Source organism: Paenibacillus mesophilus (genome assembly GCF_005938385.1).
Lineage (GTDB): Bacteria > Bacillota > Bacilli > Paenibacillales > NBRC-103111 > Paenibacillus_AB > Paenibacillus_AB mesophilus.
Window position 1 is genome coordinate 25641 of the sequence record NZ_VCRA01000017.1, and the last position, 18146, is coordinate 43786.

At 53.7% G+C, this 18146-nt stretch carries 20 protein-coding genes; 2 read left to right on the top strand and 18 right to left on the bottom strand.

Translation table 11 applies throughout. From position 1 onward, the window contains the following. The first annotated feature begins 42 nt into the window (after positions 1–42). Positions 43–954: an AraC family transcriptional regulator gene (locus FE783_RS25190; RefSeq protein ID WP_138882151.1), complete on the top strand. Its 912-nt coding sequence runs from the start codon at positions 43–45 to the stop codon at positions 952–954. A gap of 11 nt (positions 955–965) precedes the next feature. Here FE783_RS25190 and FE783_RS25195 read toward each other — a convergent pair whose 3' ends face one another. Together FE783_RS25195 and FE783_RS25200 are read right to left on the bottom strand one after the other, a co-directional pair. Further along, positions 966–1538, bottom strand: coding sequence for a helix-turn-helix domain-containing protein (locus FE783_RS25195; protein WP_138882152.1), 573 nt, complete (start codon positions 1536–1538; stop codon positions 966–968). Beyond that, positions 1535–2026 (bottom strand): response regulator, encoded by a 492-nt coding sequence (locus FE783_RS25200; RefSeq protein WP_138882153.1) that lies wholly within the window; start codon positions 2024–2026, stop codon positions 1535–1537. Before FE783_RS25200 ends, FE783_RS25195 begins: the two co-directional genes overlap by 4 nt. Before the next feature lie 221 nt (positions 2027–2247). Here FE783_RS25200 and FE783_RS25205 point away from each other — a divergent pair, with 221 nt between their 5' ends. Further along, positions 2248–4437, top strand: coding sequence for a family 78 glycoside hydrolase catalytic domain (locus tag FE783_RS25205; protein ID WP_138882154.1), 2190 nt, complete (start codon positions 2248–2250; stop codon positions 4435–4437). Between the two features lie 50 nt (positions 4438–4487). Here the strand turns inward: FE783_RS25205 and FE783_RS25210 are convergent, their stop codons facing one another. From FE783_RS25210 to FE783_RS25275, 16 genes are all read right to left on the bottom strand, one after another. After that, the gene (locus FE783_RS25210; protein ID WP_138882155.1) at positions 4488–4850 is read right to left on the bottom strand and encodes a VOC family protein; all 363 of its coding nucleotides are present in this window, start codon (positions 4848–4850) and stop codon (positions 4488–4490) included. A gap of 13 nt (positions 4851–4863) precedes the next feature. Then, positions 4864–5616: an RNA polymerase sigma factor gene (locus tag FE783_RS25215; protein WP_138882156.1), complete on the bottom strand. Its 753-nt coding sequence runs from the start codon at positions 5614–5616 to the stop codon at positions 4864–4866. A 6-nt stretch (positions 5617–5622) separates the two neighbouring features. After that, positions 5623–6045, bottom strand: coding sequence for a VOC family protein (locus tag FE783_RS25220; RefSeq protein ID WP_138882157.1), 423 nt, complete (start codon positions 6043–6045; stop codon positions 5623–5625). 135 nt (positions 6046–6180) lie between these two features. Further along, a complete protein-coding gene (locus FE783_RS37695; protein ID WP_158302022.1) occupies positions 6181–6333 on the bottom strand; it encodes a hypothetical protein in 153 nt (50 codons plus the stop codon). After that, positions 6314–7333, bottom strand: a complete 1020-nt coding sequence (locus tag FE783_RS25225; RefSeq protein WP_138882158.1) for an RNA polymerase sigma factor — start codon at positions 7331–7333, stop codon at positions 6314–6316. The genes FE783_RS37695 and FE783_RS25225 overlap by 20 nt, the downstream gene beginning before the upstream one ends. A 208-nt stretch (positions 7334–7541) precedes the next feature. After that, positions 7542–9152 (bottom strand): AraC family transcriptional regulator, encoded by a 1611-nt coding sequence (locus FE783_RS25230; protein ID WP_158302023.1) that lies wholly within the window; start codon positions 9150–9152, stop codon positions 7542–7544. Positions 9153–9274: 122 nt separating this feature from the next. Next, entirely contained in the window at positions 9275–10270 is a 996-nt protein-coding gene (locus tag FE783_RS25235) for an ABC transporter substrate-binding protein (RefSeq protein WP_238403257.1), read from the bottom strand. Positions 10271–10445: 175 nt separating this feature from the next. Further along, positions 10446–12782, bottom strand: a complete 2337-nt coding sequence (locus FE783_RS25240) for an OmpL47-type beta-barrel domain-containing protein (protein WP_138882161.1) — start codon at positions 12780–12782, stop codon at positions 10446–10448. 157 nt (positions 12783–12939) lie between these two features. Next, a complete protein-coding gene (locus FE783_RS25245; protein WP_138882162.1) occupies positions 12940–13629 on the bottom strand; it encodes a hypothetical protein in 690 nt (229 codons plus the stop codon). Continuing rightward, entirely contained in the window at positions 13626–14522 is an 897-nt protein-coding gene (locus FE783_RS25250; RefSeq protein WP_138882163.1) for an ABC transporter ATP-binding protein, read from the bottom strand. Before FE783_RS25250 ends, FE783_RS25245 begins: the two co-directional genes overlap by 4 nt. Then, a complete protein-coding gene (locus FE783_RS25255) occupies positions 14519–14890 on the bottom strand; it encodes a GntR family transcriptional regulator (RefSeq protein ID WP_138882164.1) in 372 nt (123 codons plus the stop codon). The genes FE783_RS25250 and FE783_RS25255 overlap by 4 nt, the downstream gene beginning before the upstream one ends. 188 nt (positions 14891–15078) lie before the next feature. Beyond that, a complete protein-coding gene (locus FE783_RS38725) occupies positions 15079–15201 on the bottom strand; it encodes a hypothetical protein (RefSeq protein ID WP_274381460.1) in 123 nt (40 codons plus the stop codon). A 27-nt stretch (positions 15202–15228) separates the two neighbouring features. Continuing rightward, entirely contained in the window at positions 15229–15882 is a 654-nt protein-coding gene (locus FE783_RS25260) for an ABC-2 transporter permease (protein ID WP_138882165.1), read from the bottom strand. Continuing rightward, complete coding sequence (locus tag FE783_RS25265; protein ID WP_338015902.1) at positions 15863–16738, bottom strand: ABC transporter ATP-binding protein; 876 nt, start codon at positions 16736–16738, stop codon at positions 15863–15865. Before FE783_RS25265 ends, FE783_RS25260 begins: the two co-directional genes overlap by 20 nt. After that, positions 16735–17115, bottom strand: coding sequence for a GntR family transcriptional regulator (locus tag FE783_RS25270; RefSeq protein WP_138882166.1), 381 nt, complete (start codon positions 17113–17115; stop codon positions 16735–16737). The genes FE783_RS25265 and FE783_RS25270 overlap by 4 nt, the downstream gene beginning before the upstream one ends. 174 nt (positions 17116–17289) lie before the next feature. Beyond that, positions 17290–18075 (bottom strand): arylamine N-acetyltransferase family protein, encoded by a 786-nt coding sequence (locus FE783_RS25275; protein ID WP_138882167.1) that lies wholly within the window; start codon positions 18073–18075, stop codon positions 17290–17292. Positions 18076–18146 lie beyond the last annotated feature (71 nt).

An 18146-nucleotide genomic window follows, 5' to 3' on the forward strand; every position in this document is an offset into this window, starting at 1 on the left:
GGTTATGTTTTTACGAGAAAAAACATCGGAGGAAGTCATTCCATGTACTATTCCATGTCCCGCTTATCGATTCTGGACGTCAGATGGGCCGATCTGCTCGACACGCAAAAGAACGTTTCTTTCTACCGGGATCATTACAATCCTTATTACGAGTTGATCGTCGTAGCGGAAGGCACGGTCAATTTGCGGGCGGGCGATGAGCGCATGACGCTCTGCATGGGGGATTCGTATTTATTGAAGCCATGGGAGTCTCACGGAGGATGGGGGAACGACGGGACGAACGGCAAGTTTTTCTGGGTGCAATTTTCATGCTCGCCGGGCATGAACGAATTCATCCTGAATCGCGCTCCCGATCTTAATATTGTCCATGCCGAACGGACGGAATTAAGAACGGTGGAAGTAAGCCACGAGGATCTGCTTATTATCCCCCGCCTATACCGTAACCGGCACCGCTACAAGCTGCTCGACCTGTTCGAGCAGCTGCTCGAGACGATGAAGCGTCCGGAGGGCTACTTCCGATTTCAGGCCACTTTGCTGCTCGCCGAAATGTTCCGCGGAATCGCTACCGATTTTTTGGAGCAGAGCCATCTGGATACCGCTTTTCCGATCTCGTATATTACGTTCCGCAAGCTGGTCAACCAGCTGAACAACTCTTACGAGAGTGAGCTGACCAAGCAAATTCTTGAGCGGTGGATGGACCGGAAATACGAATATTTGTGTCAGGTGTTCAAAAAATATGCCGGCACGACGATCAACCACTATATCCAGCAGCTTCGCGTACAGCGTGCCAAACATTTGCTGCGGAATACGGACAAAAGCGTCAAAACGATCGCCATGGAAGTCGGGTATCAGGAGCCGTTCTACTTCAGCCGTTTGTTCAAAAAAATCGAAGGCGTCTCGCCCCAGCATTACCGGGAACAAGACGCCGCACCAGGGAAGCGTACGGTTAAATGAAGCAATCGGATTTAAGAGGAGCCGTCGCGGAACTGATTGATGTATTCGGTAGGAGTAACCCCCGTCATCCTCTTGAAGCACAAGCTAAAGTGGGGTTTGCTCGCGAAGCCCGCGTGACGGGCAACCGAATGCAGCTCTCGTTCTCCGCTCCTCAGAAGCGATTTCGCCTTCTCTATCCGGTATTCGGTCAAATAATCCCATATAGTCCGACCTGACTTGTATTTAAATATATGGTTGGCGTGCAGCATGCTCAAGTGAACCCCGTCGGTTATGCTGCGGATCGTAATCGGTTCCATGTAACGTTTCATAATGACCCGCTTAATATCCTTCGCTACTTGCTCGTATAAAGGCTTCTGCTCCTCGAAAAGCTGATTCCGGGCGAGTCTGATCAGCGACTCGGCGGAAGCGACGACATCCGCGCGTGCCGTCTCCGATTGCAGCTTATTCCACAAGCTCAGGAAGAATAGAGTCAGGCCGTTCACCGATATGCCCGCTTCCACATACAGCCGCTGAAGCGTACCGGACAACAGCACCATGAACTCCCGCACGTCACGGTCGGCCCATGGCGACTCCCGGCCGTTCATGCAGCGGTCGAACAGACGAGCAGCAGCTCGCGCATGAACAGTTCCTGATGGTGCGGCAGCGAGTCCCGGATTTGTCTCCGCTGGTAGTCCCGTTCCTGAATGAAGGATCGTTCCCGTGCCGCATTCCGGGCCGCGCGGACGACCGCCGCATACAGCATTGACTTGCTGACAGGCGTAAACACCTCATCGTCCGGCTCCCGTGGTAAGGCCTTGTTCGCAGCAGCGAAATCGTCGTCACCGCCTATAAAGATGAGCTGTACTTCGGAATATCTTTCTCTCATTCTCCGTCCGAGCATGAGGCCGTCCATCGCCGGCAGTAAGGTATCGATCAGCACGATGTCGGGACACGTCCGCTCCGCTTCTTGAAGCGCTTCCAACCCGTTGGAGAACACGCCGGCTACAAGTAAGCCCATGGAGCTCCAGTCCACCGAATACGCCCATTCCGTACGATCGCGCTCGTTACCGGCTACGATGAATACTTTGTACATGGCGCAGCTCCTCCCGGCAATATGACTGCTGTATTAACGATTCGACGATCGTCGTCCTATTTCCTTCGAGACCGCAGCTTACGTATTGACGTCCATCGGTCGCTCGTCATTTCCCCCTGATTTGTTGGCATATTGTCCGAGATTTCGATGCAGCGGCATCGTACAATGAGGGACAGTTACTGCCGATGCATCGGCAAGACGCGCGAAAGGGGAATTGACAAGTGGATAAACGATGGTCTGCCAAATGGATCATGGACGAGGCGTTCTACGGACTGAAGCCGATCGATTTATACCGCAAAGAGCTGGAGACGGCCGGCAATCGGGAGCACCGGGACGATCTGAGAAACATCCATATGCTGGCACGCAAGCGGTTCGAGCTGAAGGACGGCTTCGATAAAGCGGTTCTGGACATAACCGCGGACGATTACTACAAATTATACATAAACGGTCGAATCGTCGGTCAAGGACCCGCGCAAGGAAATCACTACCATTATTTTTATAACCGGCATGACGTCACTCCTTATTTGCGTCAAGGCGATAACGTCATTGCGGTGCATGTCTATTATCAAGGCCTTGTTTGCCGGGCGTACAATAGCGGAGACTATCGGCAAGGGCTGATCGCGGAGCTCGATGTGGATGGCCGCCTTGCGGTTAAGACGGACTGTTCCTGGAAAGTGGAGCGCGCCCGCGAATACGTGGACGGCGGGATTATCGGGTACAAAACGCAGTACTTGGAAAATATCGACAACCGGCTCAAGCTTACCGACTGGAAGGAACCACGCTTCGACGATTACGCCTGGCCGGAAGCCGTAGAGCATCTCGCCGACGACCACCGTTTGTTTGCCCAGCCTACACCGCCTTTATCGGTATACGAGGTCAAACCGGTCCGGATCACCCCTCTTCCCGGAAATGAAGGCTTCTGGCTCGACTTCGGAGAGGAGCGCACCGGTCAGTTCAAGATGACAGCGCACGGCGACCCCGGTCAGACGGTCGAAATCCGCTGCGGCGAGGAGCTCCAGGAGGACGGACGCGTCCGGTTCGCCATGCGCTGCAACTGCACTTACCGGGAAACGTGGACGTTATCCGGATCGGCCGATGACGAGCTGGATTTCTACGACTATAAGGCTTTCCGTTATGTCGAAGTGCTGCCCGCTCCCGGCGTTCGCCTCGACACGGAAAGCTTCGGAGCGGTCGTCCGCCATTACCCGCTTGACGACGGGGTTTGCCGGTTCGATTCGTCCGATGAGATGCTGAATGCGATTTGGTCCATTTGCAAAAACGGAGTGAAGTACGGCTCGCAGGAAAACTATGTCGACTGCCCGTCCCGTGAGAAAGGACAATATTTGGGCGACAACACGATCATCACGCACGCCCATGCGTACTTGTCGGGAGATCTGCGCTTGTTCCGCAAATCGCTGCTCGACTTCGTGCTGCTGTCGTCCCGCGTCTGTCCGGGCTTGATGGCGGTCGCTCCCGGACACTTCATGCAGGAGTTTATCGACTATTCCTTGCAATGGCCGTTACAGCTGCTGGAATATTACCGGCAAAGCGCGGATGAGCCGTTCCTACGGGAAATGCTCCCCCATGCCGAACGGCTGCTGCATTACTTCCGCCAATTCCGTCGGGAGGACGGTATTCTCGTCAACGTGAAAGACAAGCCGAATCTGGTCGACTGGCCGTTCAATATGCGCGACGGCTACGACTTCCAGCTCGCAAATCCGATCGGGGACGGATGCCATAATGTCATTAACGCCTACTACTACGGTGCAATGCTTGCGGTTCGCGACATTCGCCGAATTTTGCAGCTGCCGGACAATCTGTCCCATGAGCTGACGAGCTTCAAAGAGGCATTCCGGCAATCCTTTCTTGACGCCGAAGCAAAACGGTTTACCGATTCGGAAGTATCGAAGCACACGTCGCTGCACGCCAATGTGCTCCCTCTCCTGTTCGGCCTGACGGAGCCGGACGACCAGCCGGCGGTCGTCGGATTGATCCGGGAGAAACGGCTCGGCTGCGGCGTCTACATGGCTTATTTCGTACTGAAGGCGCTCGCTCGGGCGGGCGAGCACGAGCTTGTTTACGAGCTGATCCGTTCGGAAGATTTGCATTCCTGGAGCACGATGGTGAAAGAAGGCGCCACGACATGCTTCGAAGTGTGGGCGAAGGACTTGAAGCCGAATACGAGCCTGTGCCATCCGTGGGCCAGCGCCCCGATCCCGCTGTTCATCGAAGAAATCGCCGGCATTAAACCGGCCGCGCCCGGTTGGAAGTCGGTTTCGTTCTCTCCCCGCATTCCGGCTTCGCTGGGTAAGGTCGAGCTGGAATTCCGGGTGCCTGCGGGTACGATCCGGTTCCGGTATTCGGATGGGAAGCCCGAGCTTACCGTGCCGGAAGGCGTAGAGATCGTTTGATATGGAAAACGGACGGAGGAGCTGCCGCCGGGCAAGCTCCTCCACCATTGTTATCGTACAACATACTGACAGATCATGAGTGCATTTCCTTCGCAATCCTGGAAAGTAAAGCCGGAATGATCCCCGTAATGGCGGATCGGATCGACCGGTACGGCTTGATCGCTTAAGGCTCGATGAGCGCGTACGATATCGTCGGTATCGAATGTAAAGGCCGCTTTGCTTACCGGCACGCAGTCATCCGCTTTAAACAAATGCATCACGTACTTCCCCTCGACGGTCATCTCCGCGAAATGGTCATCGTTCGCCCCCAAGTCCATCCCGAGACGGCTGCAATACCAGTTCACGGCCTGCTCCAAGTTTCGTACATAAACCATAACCCCGATAATGTCTTTTTTGACTAACGGCTCCGTCATTCCATGTCCTCTCCTATTCCACGGATTTCATCCCGCTCCCGCTCGTGATCATCAGCATGTTGCCTTCCGCGTCCCTGAAATAAAACCAGACCTTATTCCGAAAACGGACCGCGCTTTCAACGCTTACGCCGCATGCAATCAGTCCCCGGTATGCATGAATAATTGCCGTTGCGTCCGTTTCGCGAAACGCCTTTACGAACGTATCCAGCAGCTCGGGATTCGCGCCTCCGCGATTGTCCCGCGGACCGGTTGCCGCAACATCTCCGAATTGATGAATAGATCGGTCTGCTGCTTTTTTCAATCGGATCCTCGCCCGATGCAGAGCCGCTTTTACCGCCGTCAAAGGCTGTTTGAGCATTTCGCTTGTTTCCCCCACAGTGAAGCGAAACACGTCGACGAGCAATATTAGAGCCGCCTGCCGCGGCTCCAAAGCGTCCATTAGCGATTCCAGCGAATCCCGCGCGTCGAACCGGCTCCATTCCGAGTAGCTTGGAGCGCTTTCCTCCGCAAGCCGCTCATGTCGTACAACCGATTGTCGGCTTCGGCAAATGTCGTACCAGGCATGAACGGCAACGCGGTACAAATAAGGCCTGGTTATATCCCGGTCCGGCCACCGCTTATACCGCTTGTACATGTTCAGCATCGCTTCTTGGAACAAATCGTCGCTATCCCAATCCGCAGCGGCAAGCTTTCTGCAGTAGCGGAGCAGATCGGACCGGAACGGGGCAATCAACTTCTCGAACTGGTCGCGGGTATCGGTTTCCATACTGTGTCAGCCTTGCCGGTACTTTTGCTTGTGAGCGAAATAGACCGAGTCTGGCGACTCTTCGACAATCCCGATCAAGTTGCCGTCCGGGTCGATACAATCGAAATATTTGACGACCCCGTCATCTACGATCGGGTGGACTTCGACGTTTAGCTCCTTAAGCATCGAGTGCGAGTATTGGATGTCGAACGATTCGAAGTTGTAATACGGAATTCTTGTCCCTTTGCCGTCATCGAATTGAGTCGGCTGCGGACGCTCCACCTTCCACAAGTTCAGGATCGTCGCCTCACCGGGAAAGGCGAGTCCCGTGCAGCAGTCCGATCGGTCGATTACCGTCAATCCGAAAACGCGTATGTACCATTCCGCAGAACGCCGCATATCCGTCACAGGAATGAAAATGCCGCTAACTTTGTCCACAATTTTGCTCATAGCGCCCCTCCTTCTTGAAATTTTCCCTTTCTACAATATAACTGGAAATTTGGCTGAACAGATACGGGGCATTCTTTTTTATCGCAAAAAAAGAGGCGGGCAGCAACCTCGCCTCAACCGGCAAAAGCCTGGCGTTTATTTCATCATTCTGATCTTGACGGCATTACCGCCGCACTCCCGGACTTGAAGGTTCAAAAACATGGACTGCAGCCGCAGCAAATCCATTCTCGCCTCATATTCCGTACCCGGCTTCGTAAGCCTCTTCTTGTCATAATATACTGCGAACAATCGCATCCTTCCTTCCATTATCGTATCGTTCACCGACCTTCTCCAAGCGTTTAATGGGCATATCCTTTTGAGCCGTTTCCTTAATCGGCTTCCCCGGCCGTTGCCGCTCGCAGTATGTACTGAATAACGGCCTTTGCGGCTTCACGACCGAATATTGCGGCGGACTTTCCAGCGTGTATAGCGGTGCGCGCGCAGCTTCGATACGATTCCGCGCGTATGACTCGCCGTGCCGTTTCGGGCTGCCGTACAGGTCGACCCTTTCGCGGAGGGTAGGGGGATTCGGATTCCGCCACCTTTTTTGCTTATCATTACGGGTATCGGATTCTCCGGTTTCATCATCAGCCGTTCGGCCGGACAAATCGTATTGAGGGAAATACGCCGCCAGCGTCTCTGCTAAAGTTTGTCTGGCCCGGTACACCCATTGGTCGACCTGATTGCCGGAGCAGTTCAAATGCACCGCCGTCTCCTTAGACGAATATCCTCTCCAATATCTCAGTATGATCGCTTTTCGCTGATTATGCGGAAGACGGTTCACCGCTTCTTCGATTTTTTCCAGCTGCACATCGCTCAAACCGCTGCGGGCGTCACCCTTCACCTTATTCAGCAAAGTTTCGACCATCGTCATATCGATCGGAATCGGATTTTCCCGGCGAAGCTTGTTTTTGCTTACATACGCGATCGTCTGGCATATCCAGGCCCGATAAGCATCCCCTTCCTTGTCGGGAGGGGTTTTACGCAGGACGATCTCGAACACGCGATGCGTAATGTCTTCGTAATCGCCGAATTTCAATCGCCGTCCTATCCGACCCTCCTCTTGCCTGGCTATGCGAAGCACCGCTCTCGGGAGCCACATGGTTCTGAAATGCTTCATGCTTTCGTTATCGAATCGTTGTTGCCGGATACTTTCGAGCAAGTCGTCAAAATCGATATACCTCATCCTTTCCTTGCCGGCTTCCGCGGCATAATTTCCCCTCACCTTTATAAATGTGTTGAAAAGCACGAAATCTTATCGCTTCCTTGCTATTTTTCAAAAAATAATATTTAAACCGCTTCTTGCTCTTACATTCGATAGTACCATATTGCGAACGAATGTTCTATCATCCGATGTGAATTCTGTGTGCAGATTGCGGGAATCGATCGTTTTCTCCAACAAAATGAAGATGAGCCCGTCCGAATACCGGAGGACTCATCGTTTTTGTCAATTTCGATCACGTGCCCAGCAGCCTGACCATTTCATCCAAGTGGCTTTCGAGCGTAATCGGATCGTATAATCCCCACTTGTGCTCGACAATATAGGCGCGTCCGTTCCGCACCGCCGGAAGTTTACGCCAATGCTCGCTCGTCACGAAGGCGCGCGCCCACTGTATCGCCGTCTCGTCTTCGGTCACCGCCAAAAAAATCCGGTCGGCGGCATAGTCCGCCACCGATTCGGGGTCGATAGCGGTCCACCGGAACGATTTATGCTGCCCCATCAACATCTTGACTTTATCCGGCGCATCGAAATGAAGCGCACGATATAACGTATGTCCGAAGTTATGCGCTCCGTATACGAACAGCTTGCGATGGACACCGTCATAGATGAAAGCCGCCACCGTCTCTCCGGCGTGTACGTAAGGCGCCAGCAGTTGCCTCGTCCGCTTCGCCTTCGCAGCGTATCGGCTGATCCAATTTCTAGCTTCTTTCCGTCTGCCCAGAAGCTCACCTATTTTCGTAAGCCGGGCAAATACATCGTCATGCCAATTGACTTCCACGGCGGGAGCGACCTTGGCGAACTGTTCGACCAACGGTTTCGGCGCAAAGCTCGGGAATAGGATCAGATCGGGCTTCAGTTTGAGCATCGACTCCGCATCGGGCGGCTCTTCGATGCCGTGCACGCCTCCCGCTTCGCGATGAAACGGCTTCAGCAAAGATCGGTTCGTTCCGACCGGCTTGATGCCGAGCGATAATAGTTCGCCCAAGTACTGCAACGAAACGATCCGCGGCGGACGGGCATTCGCTTGCGTATATTGCTTGGGAGAAATCCCGACCGTCTGCTTGAACCGGCGGCTGAAATAATATTCGTCCCGAAACCCGGCTCCGGCGGATACGTCCCTTAGCTGAAGGCCGGGCAGCAGCAGCAGCGACTTGGCCCGATTGATCCTCAGCTCGGTCAAGTAGTCGATCGGAGTCGTGCCTGTCAGCGATTTGAACAAAGCATTATACTGCCAGCGGCTGATGCCCGCTTCCTGGACAAGCTGCTCGATCGATATATTCTCGTGATAACAACGGTGCATGTAAGCAATCGTCCGTTCCACCGCTTGAAGCGCATCCGCCTTCGGTTCGACCGCACGGTTCTGCTCCACCAGGCTCGCTATCAGTTCTTGGAAACGGACGTTCCTTCTGAATGACTCCAATGCGCAATCGCTATAGCGATTGCAGTATATATCCTCGAGAAATTCGGTAAGACGCCAGAATGGCTGAAACGTTAGTTCGCCGGTAGAGAGCAATTCCCCGACTGTCTCTCGGGAACAAGACGACTGGCTCGGCGCCCCGGCTTCGAAATAAACCCGGTAAACGTCCAAATCGATCGGCTCGACCGCTTCCAATTCCATAATCGTGCAGGGGGCAAGTACGTAGCACTTACCTGAAAAGAGCGGTTGACGGATTCCGTCAACCGTGATCATGCCTTGACCTTTCATGGCTGCAAGCAGGCAGTACGTATTCTGCAATATTTTGTCCGTGCGCGATCCGGACGAGAGGTTCACGGCCTGAACGGCATACAGATGGAAGGAAGGCGGCCGGTACGGAAACGGCGCCGGTTCCTGCTCATTCGGATTCATCGGAAAGCCCACCCCGTAATTGAAAATCATTCTCAATACATTATAAAGCAAAGCAACGAAAAAAAGAAGCCTGTCTTGGATAGACAAGCCTCTTCCCTGTGATGCGGAATCACGTCGATTCATTATTTCATAAGCAGCTTGGGCATTTCGTCCAATAGCCAGTCGAGCGTAATCGGATCGTAGAACGACCATTTGTTTCCGACTACGTAAGCTTTGCCGTTTTTGACCGCCGGCAGATTTTTCCAAACCGGAGAATTCAAGAGCTCGTCCGCCGCTTTTTGGACGTCGGGATTGCTGTCATTCACAACGATGAAGATCCGGTCGCCCGCGTAGTCGGACAACGTTTCCGCCGATATCGTTTGCCAGAGCGCATCCTTGTTGCTCTCGAACAGCTTCGTCGCCTTCTCCGGTCGGACGAACCCGAGCGCATCATACATCGTGGACCCGAGCCGCTGATTGCCGTATACGTACAGCTTTTTGTCCTGGAACAGGACGAACGCCGTTGCCGTCTCCCCGGGCTTCACATAAGACTTCAACTGATCCCGCTTCTCCTGCGCTTTCTTGTTGTACTTGGCGATCCATTCCTCCGCTTCTTTCGTTTTCCCCATAATGTCGCCCAGCGTCTTCAGCCGGGTGAACACGTCGATCGTGTAGCTGACGACTACGGTTGGGGCGATTTTGGCCAAAGCTTCGACGCCGTTCGGCTCCAGAAAATCCGGCACGAGTATGAGATCCGGATTCAGCGACAATACTTTCTCCAGATTCGGGTTGACGCCTTGTCCCCCGATATCCTCTACGCCCTGCAGCTGTTCCTTGCTTAAAATCTGGGTGGCCGTCGCATAGTTTGTTCCGACCGCCTTGACCCCGAGTGCCGCCGTCTCGGCGGGAAAATAGTGCGAGATGATGCGCTGCGGCTTCGCGGGAACGGTGACCTCCCGGCCTTTCGCATCCTTGATTACCCGTGTCGCAGGCTGAGCGGGAGCCGTCTCCTTCGGCGCGTTCGCCGCCGTTTTATTTTCGCCCGCTTCGCCTTTCGGCGGTTCGGACTTCGCTCCGCAGGCCAGCAGCAGCGATACCATCATTACGATAGCGCATGCGAGAGATAAAGTTTTTACCATTCGTTGCAAGCAAGTCCCCTCCGTCATGATACTGATTCTCATTTTCAATACTTCTCCATAGTAAGCTACCGGGACTGCCGAGACAATGGATTATTTATTGAGTTTTTAGTATTATTTCTCGATTTGCGCCGGTTCTTATCGGAAAAAGAAAAACCGGAGCAACGGCGGCTCCGGTTCAGTACTCTATGCTCATGGGCTGGAATGTCGTTACGGATTGCAAAACCAGACTGACGTCTTCACGGGTGAACAGACCGTCTCCGTTCGCGTCAAGCTTGGCATTCACCGCCATGACGACATCGACTATATCGCTCCTCCCGTTCCCATCGATATCGAGGTATACGATCTTATTCGGGCTCTCGCTGTTGCCCGCATCGTCCTCGCTCCAATAGGATATCGTGTGGAAGCCGGACATATTCAGCGAAACGGTGTCGCCGAACTGCTTATTTCCGTTGTCCAGCCGGTAGTACGTTGCAACCTGTACCGACAAGTTATCTTGACCCTGAAGGCGCAGCACGGCACCGTCCGGCGTTACACGGGCCGTCGTTATAGGCGGCGTCTTGTCGATGATGACGATAATCGTGTTCGCCCCTTCGATGTTCCCTGCCTGATCCTCACTCCAGTATTCGACGGCATGTATGCCATCCACGGAGAGTGTCACGACATTCCCGCTCTGCTGAGACCCTCCGTCGACTTTATAGTAGGTAGCAGCGATTGCGGTCAAGCTATCCGACGGCGTGAGCGTTACAGTAACATTCCGGGAAACCGGTCCCGCAGGGGCATTATGCGCCGTTGCCGGCGGCGTTTTGTCGATGACCACTGCGGCGCTGCGCTGCGGCTCGACATTGCCTGCCGAGTCTTTGCTCCAGTATACGATACTGTACGCCCCTTCCGCGGTCAGCTCGAAACTATTTCCCGTCCTAATTTCCGAGCCGTTTACTTGATAATAGGTCGCATTGATCACCGAAACGTTATCGCTAGCCGTCAACGTGACCGTAACATCGTGTTGAACCGCTCTTGTCGGCGCATCGTCCGTCGTTAATGGCGGCGTCATGTCGATTGTAACGATAATCGTGTTCGCCACTTCGATGTTCCCTGCCTGATCCACGCTCCAATATTCGACGGCATGTACTCCTGCCGTAGTGATCGTCACGGTATTTCCGCTTTGCTGAGACCCTCCGTCAACTTTATAGTAGGTGGCCGCGATTGCGGTCAAATTATCCGACGGCGTGAGCGTTACGGTAACATTCCGGGAAACCGGTCCCGCAGGGGCATTATGCACCGTTACCGGCGGCGTTCTGTCGATGACCACTGCGGCGCTGCGCTGCGGCTCGACATTGCCTGCCGAGTCTTTGCTCCAGTATATGATACTGTACGCCCCTTCCGAGGTCAGCCCGATACTATTCCCCGTCTTCGCCTCCGAGCCGTTTATTCTATAATAGGTCGCATTGACGACCGAAACGTTATCCACTGCCGTCAACGCTACCGAAACATCGTGCTGGACCGCTCTTGTCGGCGCATTGTCCGTCGTGGCCGGCGGCGTCCAGTCTGCATAAATACCCGTTACCGTCGTACTCACCGAATTGCCCGCGTAATCGACCGCAGTGCCTGTGACGCTTTGATTTGCACCTTCCGTCATGACGACCGTGCCGGGGGTACAGCTCGATACATTCGACATTGCATCCGAACAATGGAACTGCACGGTGACCGGCGACGTGTACCAGCCCGCATCGTTCGGAGGGACTGCGGTTGTACCGGTAATCGCGGGAGCGGTAGCGTCCCTTTTCAATGTAACGGAGTTGGTTGTCGTTCCTGCGGCCGATGTTGCCGTACATGTAAATACCGAGCCTGGAGTATCGGCATTAATCGTTACGGGGCCGCATCCCGTCTGGCTTAGTATCGGAAAAGCCGGATTCGTCGTAACATTCCAGACTAGCTGCACATCCGAACGGTACCACCCTCCCGTCCCTTGCGTTCCGGAGACGACGGGTACGATTTGGGGCGGATTTTGGTTAGTCACGATAGCAAGGTTTCCGCTCAAAATCGTATTGGAGTCAAAATTTTTGCCGTAAATTTTGAATCCGTAAGCGTAACCCGCATGCACTTGAAGCTTTGATTGTCCGGAATAGGTGAAATAGTGCCAAACGTCGCCGTCGAAAAGGGTAACTTCGCGGTAATCGTTGTCCGGTCCGTAAGCGAATGCGTCAACTTTGGCGGAGGCCTGAAACCAAGCGTGGAGCCCTGTATAGATCCAGTTATAGTAGACCGACTCCGTTACGGTGGCGGTGGATGTATAATTCCAGCTTAGTCCGCTATGAACTTGAGATCCGGTAAACTGATAAGAAAAGTTCATGTCGCCTGTCGCAGCCTCAACGACTGCGGCCCGCATTCCAGGTCCGGATGCCGTCCAAGCTTGTTCGGTAATTGGGGACGCTTGCGCCGCGAATCCTAGCCATACCGCTCCCAACAGGAGCAGACCAAGAAACGATGCGCCCCTGCCTATCCATAATCGCAAACGCACCACCTCCTTTTTCAATGTTTTTCCATACAGTATAGTTCTACACATGATACGAAAGTCCTACATAACATCAAAAAAAATTAAGCCAATTTTGAATTGACATAACAAAAAAGCTGCCCGAGTTTCCGGACAGCATCCCGCCAATTCCTATCGTTCAAACCGTTGCTTTACGAAGCAGCAAATACGAAATCAGGGCATACAAGACTGCGCCTGCAAACATCCACAAGGCGAGTTCGAAGGCGGTGTACCCGATCAACCATCCGAAGATGCCGCCCCACCACCCGTAATACGTACAAACGAGCGTTCCTGCGGAGAAGAGCAAAATCGAGACGATGGAGCCGACCCACATGCCCGCTTTGCCGAACCTGCGGTACACGCTGGAGATGAGGAAGCCGAGAAAGTACATGTTCAGAAGGATCGAGAAAAATATCCATATTTGCGCGGCAGCCGATCCGTCATTCAAATAAGGCAGGTGGAAAAAGTGCACGTCGACGCCCCATCCGTTCGTGAGATTGCTTTCCACGAAAGCGAACAGGAACAAGGCGATCGCAGATAGCACGCTGACCCCGGCCACGACAGCCGTCGTCCCCCAGAAGAAGTCCGTTCTCCTCACGCTTAGACCTAGCGCAAACGGGAACGTTTGAACCAATATCAAAATACCGGCGACAAACATATAGCAATAGATGGACATAATGCCTCCCGTATAAATCGTCGTTTTGCCGTCCAGCAGAACACCCACAAAAATATTGACGAGAAAGCTGGAAAGCATAACGATCCAGGGCATGTAGATCAAAAAGAATTTGTCCCGCAGCTGCATTCTCATAACTCCATAGATCCGGTTCATTGCAACCCCTCCTCTTTATGGCCGGATGCGCCCTTCGTCAAATGAACGATCAGCTGCTGCAGCGATACGGGGGCGATCTCGAGTCCCAGCTCTTCGGCCTGCTTGCGGTCCGTGCCGTACAAATTGCCCATGACGGTGGCCGACACGAAGCCTCCGAACGGTTCCCGGTGAATCGTTTCTTTGCCTGCCGTGAACGAATCGACCTTCGCCGCCGGACCGACCACGTTAAACGCCCTTCCGCGTAAAGCGTCTGCATCCTCATCAATAATCAGCCTGCCGTTATCGATGACGATAATATGCTCCAATATGCGGCTCACCTCGTCGATCAAATGCGTGGATAATACGATCGTACGAGGGTTCGCGGCATAATCCTCGATCAATCGGTCGTAAAATAAGCTTCTCGCTACGGCGTCGAGCCCCAAGTATGGTTCGTCGAATATGGTGAGCGGTGCTCGGCTGGCCAGACCGACCACGATGCCGACAGCCGAAAGCATTCCTCTCGACAGCTTCTTCACTTTCCGTTTCAGTGGAAGGCGGAAATCTCCGATCAACGAGTAGGCGTAGTCCCGGTCCCAATTGACGAAGAAAGACTCCGCTACCTCCAGCACGTCGACGACGCGGAAATTGTCGGGGTACTTCTGACTTTCCTTGACGAAGCAAATACGGCTGAGCACATTGTTATTCTCATAGGGAGCTTCCCCGAATACTTTCAGCTCGCCGTCCGTGGCGAACAGCTGAGCGGTGAGCATGTGCATAATCGTCGTTTTCCCCGCTCCGTTTCTGCCGAGCAGTCCGTAAATTTTGTCCGGCTCCATCGAGAAGCTGATCTCGTTAACCGCCGTAACGTTCCCGTATGATTTCGTCACCCGATTCAATTCCACCGCATAGCTCATTTCGATTGCTCCCCTCTCCGTATCATGTCCGTCAATTGCTCCGCCGTAATGCCGAGCTTCTCCGCCTCGCGGACCATCGCTACGACGTACTGCTCGTAGAACTGTTCTCTGCGCTTCTCCATCAATACCCCGCGGGCACCCGTCGCCACGAACATGCCGATCCCTCTCTTCTTGTATAAAATGCCTTGATCCACTAGCAGGTTGACGCCTTTCGCCGCCGTCGCGGGATTGATCTGATAAAAGGATGCAAACTGATTGGTCGAAGGTACCTGCGACTCCTCCGGCAATCCGCCTGCAATAATGTCGTCCTCGATCCTCTCGGCGATTTGCACGAATATCGGGCGGCTGTCGTCGATTATCGAACCCATATGTCCACCACCAAACTGGTTAGTTACTTATGTAATTAACCATACAAGAAACGAACATACATGTCAACATTGGTTCGCCTAATTTCGATAAATAATCTATAACGCAAACAAAAAAAGCCCGAGCATCCCGTGCTCGAGCGTTCTTGCCATGTGCAGTTATGACGGCGAATATGCGTCGTTTTCCTCTCCTACAGTATCAAACGGACGACCCCTGCAACGAGCATCCCCGTCAAAAGAAGCACGATCAGCACTCCCGTCGTATTGAGCCGGCCGTGCGTTTTGCCAAACCTGTGGAACATACGCAGCCACATGCGCATTCCTCCCCCGTGGTCGTTATCTCACACATTTTTGCGTTCGAACAAGAAGACCGACATCGTCCACGATACGATCAACAGCGCCAAACCGCCGCCGACCGTCCATAGCGACAAAGTCGGCAAATCCGCATCGAGTAAGCCTCCGATAAACACACCCGCATTCACTCCCGCCCATTCCATCACTCTGAGAGCGAGCACGCCGGCACCGCCAACCGCGAAGATTACGATAAAATCGAGCATTTGTACGATCCGCGTGCCGAAGGCGAAAAACATCGGGAAATAGATGGAGTAGAACAACAACAGTACCGCGATCGCAACCACCATTGACTTCAGGTCGAACCACGGCAATTCCCCGGCCGGAAGCACGAAGCCGGCGAGCAGGCGCCATAGCGTGGTCAGGAAAAAGGCTAGCGCCATGAACATGAAAATGCCGACATACTTCGATGTGACGATATCTTTTCTTCGTACAGGGAACGATACGAGCATGCGTCCGTTATTGTTTTTCTCGTCCATCTTGCTTGCCATTACGATCAGAAAATGGCTGAATATGGCGGCGGGGATCGCCAGCGGCAATCCTTCGAAAGCGCCGAGCAGGAAGAAGAAAAATCCGACGAACAAAAAGCCGAGACCGATAAACCGCTTCTGGATGCGGAGATCTTTAATCAGCAGCTGCACCATGTAGGCTTCCCTCCTGCGTATAGACCAAAATATCGTCCAAGGTAGGCTTCTCCACGAGAAACGGACTGTCGAACGTATCCGCCTCGACGTGCCGCTTGGCCAGCAGCCCTTCGAAGCCGAGCGCCGTTTGCCGCAAGCCCCGGAATGGGAAACGGTCTGGCTGCAGCAGGCCGACGGGACCTTTCACGAGCACATAGGAATCGAGCAGCTCTTCCTTCGTCCCGCAAAACTTCAGCTCTCCGCGGCCCATATGGATAATATAATCGGCGATTCGCTCCAGGTCCGTGCTGATATGGGTCGAGAATAACACCGATTTGCTGCCGTCGCGGATATAGGCGCTCATCATCGTTAAAATCTCCCTGCGGAACACGGGATCGAGCCCAGAAGTCGGCTCATCCATGATCAGAAGCTCCGGTTCATGCGACAAAGCCGCGGCCAGCGCGAACTTCGTCTTCATTCCTTTGGACAAATCGCGTACTTTCCTTCGCTCCGGCAGTCCGAACTGCTGCAAATATTGTTGGAATGCGGTTTCGTTCCAGGTCGGGTAAAAGGAGGCGATAATCTTCTTCATTTCCCGGATGGAGAGATGGTTGTAAAAGAAGTCTTCATCGTACACGAATCCGATCCGACGCTTAATATCGCACTCGTACTCCCGGTAAGACCGGCCGAAGAGGAGCACCTCCCCTTTCTCGGGCCGGATCATGTTCATGATCGACCGGATGAGCGTCGTTTTCCCCGCACCATTAGGTCCGATCAGACCGGTAATATAGCCGCCTTCCACATGGAAATTCAGCTCCTGCAAAGCAAAATCTCCGTTTCTTATGTTGCAATTCCGGAATTCGATCGCTTTCATCATCCCTGCTCCTCTCCGTAGAAAAGATCGATTAAACCGATTACGTCCGCCTTCTTCAAGCCGAGCGCCTTGCTCTCCGCGGCGATTTGCCGGATACGCTCCTCCAGCTGCCGGTATTTCGCCTCCCGGATCGATTCCTTGTTCTTCTCCGAAACGAAGGTGCCTTTGCCCGCAACGGACATGACGAGACCTTCCTGCTCCAGCTCGTCATATGCTCTCTTCGTCGTGATGACGCTGATCTGCAAGTCGTGCGCCAAATTGCGGATCGATGGCAGCGGCTCTCCTTCCACGAGCTGACCGGACAAGATTTGCTTCTTGATCTGTTCTTTGATCTGTTGATAAATCGGTTCTCCCGATGCAAGCGATACAGAAAGGTTCATGGTGACCGCCTCTTTCAAATCCGTTTATAACTGTACATATCCGTATATATCGTATATGTACAGTATATATTATCGTTTCTTTTTGTCAACCTCTAACAACAAAAAAACCACATGAAGACGTCAGTTCGAACGTCATCCATGTGGATTATAAAAGCTCTCAGCCGGGCTGCGCCATTAGTCAAGCACAATACCGAAATAAGTTTTCAACGCTTCGTCGTACTCTTCTTTCGTCTGAGGGGTGAACGCCCGCACTCCTTCCGCCGTGAAAATACGGAACTCCTCTCCGGCAATCGTGTTGCGCCCCTCCTTCGTACGGATAGCCGCCATCGCGCCTCTTGTGAAAATCGAGTCCGGGGCATTCTCGCACCAATAGCTGGCCATCACATAATCATACGGCAACTGCGGCTCTTCGGTGAACGAGTACAGCCGGCACCATTGTCCATGCTTCCGCTCGCACAGCATCCAGCCAAAGTAAGAATCGCGTTCCAGCCGGTAAAGCTCGTCGCCCTGCGCATGCTCCAGCCTCTCGACCATCCGGATCGGCCGCCGTGGCACGATGCCGCCTACGCCTACATCGCACAAATAGCTCCCGTCTCCGGCTTCGACCTTCAACACATGATGGCGCCGCTTCGGAGGCGGATTCGGCTCGTCGCGCCAAAACCGGGCGAAATAGTCGGTGACCGTATATCCCAGCTCCCGCAGCAGCCAGCCGAACAAGGCGTTCAGCTCGAAGCAGTAGCCGCCGCGGCGGCGAACGACGATTTTGTCGTACAAGCTGCCGGTTTCCAGCGAAAGCGGGGTACGTTGCAAAATATCCAAATTTTCGTACGGCACCGTATGCAGGTGGCATTCCTGCAGGCCGGCGAGAGCTTCCGCGCCGCCGTCCAGCGGACCGTTGTAGTCGATCCGGTCCAAGTAGGCCCGTACTTCGGGTTTCAAGCTATCGCGATTGTCGGTCATTAGTCGACTCCTTCCCGGTACGTTCGTGACACCATCATAGCAAGCCGCCGCCGATTGAACAAGACTGTTTG